The 3,648-nt window shown below is 69.2% G+C and carries 2 protein-coding genes; both read right to left on the bottom strand.

What is annotated here, in order from left to right:
• The coding region (locus C666_RS18775) for an efflux RND transporter permease subunit (RefSeq protein WP_004348728.1) at positions 1-2,506 on the bottom strand (2,506 nt) is incomplete at its 3' end.
• A 74-nt stretch (positions 2,507-2,580) separates the two neighbouring features.
• The coding region (locus C666_RS18770; RefSeq protein ID WP_004348726.1) for a WD40/YVTN/BNR-like repeat-containing protein at positions 2,581-3,648 on the bottom strand (1,068 nt) is incomplete at its 5' end.

Here is a 3,648-nt window from a genome sequence, read left to right as displayed (position 1 = left end):
GCGTCGTGCCCCGCGCCGGGCTCCCGCCCGCAGCCGGCGGCGGCGCCGTGGGCGCCGCCGGTGCGCCCGCCAAGGCCGGCCGGCCGAGCAGGAAGTGCGACAGCGCCGGAATCAGGATCAGCGCGCCCAGCATGTTCCACAGGAACATGAAGGTCAGCAGGATACCCATGTCGGCCTGGAACTTGATCGGCGACCAGGCCCAGGTCACCACCCCTGCCGCCAGCGTGATGCCGACCAGCGCCACCACCTTGCCGGTGAAGGCCACCGCGCCGCGGTAGGCCTGCGTCAGCGACTGCCCGGCGCGCTGGTTGGCCAGCTGCACGCTCAGCAGGTACAGCGCGTAATCCACGCCGATGCCCACGCCCAGCGCGATCACCGGCAGCGTCGCCACCTTGACGCCGATGCCCAGCACCACCATCAGTGCCTCGGCCAGGATCGACGTCAGCACCAGCGGCACCACCGCCACCACGGTGGCCCGCCAGCTGCGGAAGGCCACCAGGCACAGCAGCGTGACCGCGCAATAAACGTAGACCAGCATCTCGCGGTTGGCTTCGCGCACCACGATGTTGGTGGCCGCCTCGATACCGGCGCTGCCCGCCGCCAGCAGGAACTGCCGCTCCGGCGTGCCGTGCTCGGCGGCGAAGGCCTCGGCGGCCGCCACCACCCGCGTCAAGGTATCGGCCTTGTGGTCGGACAGATAGGCGATCACCGGCATGATCGAGCACTCGGAATTCACCAGATCGGTGCCCGAGCCGAGGATGCTGTGGATCGACACGTTGGTGATCTTCTCGTTGCGCACCAGCGCATTCCATTTCGGGCTGCCCTCGAAGGTGCCGGCCACGTGGTGGCGCAGCGAATCGACCAGCGACACGGTGGTCTGCACGCCCGGCACCTGGCGCAGCGTCCACGCCAGCCGGTCGGCCTCCACCTGCGTGGCGAAACGCTCGCAGCCATCCTTGGGGGTTTTCACCATCACCGCGAACACGTCGCTGGACAGGCCGTACTTGGCGGTCACGTAGGCGTTGTCAAGGTTGTAGCGGGAATCCGGCCGCAGCTCCGGTGCGCCGGCATCAAGGTCGCCGATCTGCAGTTCCAGCGCCACCATGAAGCCGCCCGCCGCCAGCACCGCCGCGCCCAGCAGCGCCGATACCGCCCAGCGCCGCTCGGTGAAACGGTCCAGCCATTGCCACACCGCGCCCAGGCCGCGCCCGCGCCGCTCGGCGGCCTCGTCGGCCAGCGCGCGCTGCGCCGCCGGCTGGCTGACGCCGGTGTAGGACAGCAGCACCGGCAGCAGGATCAGGTTGGTGAAGATCAGCACGCCAACGCCGATGCTGGCGGTGACCGCCAGGTCCTGGATCACCGGAATGTCGATCAGCATCAACACCGCGAAGCCCACCGCGTCGGCCAGCAGCGCGGTCAGCCCGGCGACGAACAGGCGGCGGAAGGTGTAGCGCGCCGCCACCAGCTTGTGAGTGCCGCGCGCGATGTCCTGCATGATGCCGTTCATCTTCTGCGCGCCGTGCGACACGCCGATGGCGAACACCAGGAACGGCACCAGGATCGAGAACGGATCGAGCGCAAAGCCAAGCATGTTGACCAGCCCCACCTCCCACACCACCGCGATCAGCGAACACAGCACCACCAGCACGGTGCTGCGCACGCAGCGGGTGTACAGGTAGATGATGAGCGCGGCGACCACCGCCGCCACGGCGAAGAACATCATCACCTTCACCAGCCCGTCGATGAGGTCGCCGACCAGTTTGGCGAAGCCGATGATGTGGATCTTGACCGTGCCCGACTGCAGCGGCCGCACCTGCTCCTCGACGTGCTGCGCCACCTCGTACTGCAGACGCACCTTGTCTTCCAGCATGCGCGACAGTGCGCCGTAGTCGAGCGGCTGGTTGGTTTCCTCGATGCGCGACAGCAGCGGCACCACGATCATGCTGGAGCGGTAGTCGTTGCCGACCAGGCTGCCGACGATGCCGGCGCGCGCGATGTTGAGCCTCACCTGCGCCATCGATTCCGGCGAACCATCGTAGGTGTCGGGAATCACCGGGCCGCCCTCGAAGCCTTCCTCGGTGACCTCGGTCCAGCGCACCACCGGGGTCCACAGCGATTTCATCCAGCTGCGGTCCACGCCCGGCATCAGGAACAGCGCGTCGTTGATCTCCGCCAGCGCCTGCAGGTAGCCGGGGTCGAAGATGTCGCCGTGCGGGTTCTCCACCACCACGCGCAGGGTATTGCCCAGGCCGCGCAACTCTTTTTCGTGTTCCAGGTAGTTCTGGATGTAGGGGTGGTTCTGCGGCAGCATCTTCTCGAAGCTGGCGTTGATCACCACCCGGGTGCCCTGCGCCAGCAGCAGTCCGGTCACCACGGCGCACAGCAGCACCACCCAGAAGCGGTGGTTGAAGATGAGCCGTTCGAAGCGGTTGCCGGAGTGCGGATCGAACTGCCGCAGATCGCGGATCACCGGCATGTCGTCGATATGATTGTTACCCATGGCCATAGCCTTGCTTCCTGTGCTTACCGGTCACTCACGGGGCGTGAATGCCGGGCCGGGCCGAAGCCCGTTCGTTGCGCTCATTGCAATGTTTCGGCACCGACACCGTGTTCGCCGACCACGGCGATGCCGTGCTCGCCCAGCGCCGCGATGCCCGCCAGCGCCCCCGGCCGCGCGCGTTCGCCCGCCTGGCGCACGAACGAGGCACCGTGGTCGGTGCTGAGCAGCAGCTCGCCGCCCTGGCTGACCAGCGCCACCCGCCCCGCCCCGAGCGCCGCGCCGGCGGGGAGGCCGGCGCGGGTGCCGGTATCCACCTTGTGCCAGCTGCGCCCGTCGTCGGTGCTGCGGTAGGCGTTGCCGCGCATGCCGAACACCAGCGTCGCCGCTGCGCCGGGCAGCACACCGAAATAGGTGCCTTCATAGTCGCCGGACACCGCCACGAAGCGCCCCGCATCGCGGTCCAGCCGCAAAATCAGGCCGCGTTCGCCGACCGCGTACACCGGCTGTCCCGGCCCGCCGCCGCGCACGCCGTACAGGTGCAGGCTCATCGGGTTGTCGACACGGTGGAACCACGGCGTCCAGCTTTCGCCACCATCCTCGGTGCGGAAGATCAAGCCGAAGGCGCCGACGATGAAGCCTTGCCGTTCGTTCTCGAACCACACGTCGAGAAACGGGTGCACCGGGCCGTCCTCGGCAAAGTGCCGCGCCTCGGACAAGGCCCGTTCGAGCGCCGCGTCAGCCTCCGACTCCGCTTCCGCAGCGGGCTCCGAGGCCGAGGCCGTACCCGTACGGCCACGTGCCGCCACCTCGGCCTCGTAGAAGGCCAGCATGCGCTGCGCCGCCTGGCGGCCATCGAGCTGCTTGTGCCAGTGGCGGCCGCCGTCGCGGCTGTGCAGCACCACGCCGTCGTGCCCCACCGCCCAGCCCCGTTGCGCGGTGGGAAAATGCACCGCCACCAGATCGGAGCCGACCGGCACCTGCGCCTGCGTCCACTGCTGGCCGCCCGCCTCCGCATACAGGATGTGCCCGCGCGGCCCCACCGCGACGGCGCCCGTGCCGGCCGGTGCGACGGCGATCAGCCGGCTGCCGGCGGCCAGCGCGCTGGGCTGCGCCGGCGTGTCGAGCGGATCGCGGAAGACTGGCTGCGC

It is taken from the genome of Thauera linaloolentis 47Lol = DSM 12138 (assembly GCF_000310205.1).
GTDB lineage: Bacteria > Pseudomonadota > Gammaproteobacteria > Burkholderiales > Rhodocyclaceae > Thauera > Thauera linaloolentis.
Note: the sequence above shows the minus strand (reverse complement) of the source record. Positions and strands in the feature narration are given on the sequence as shown.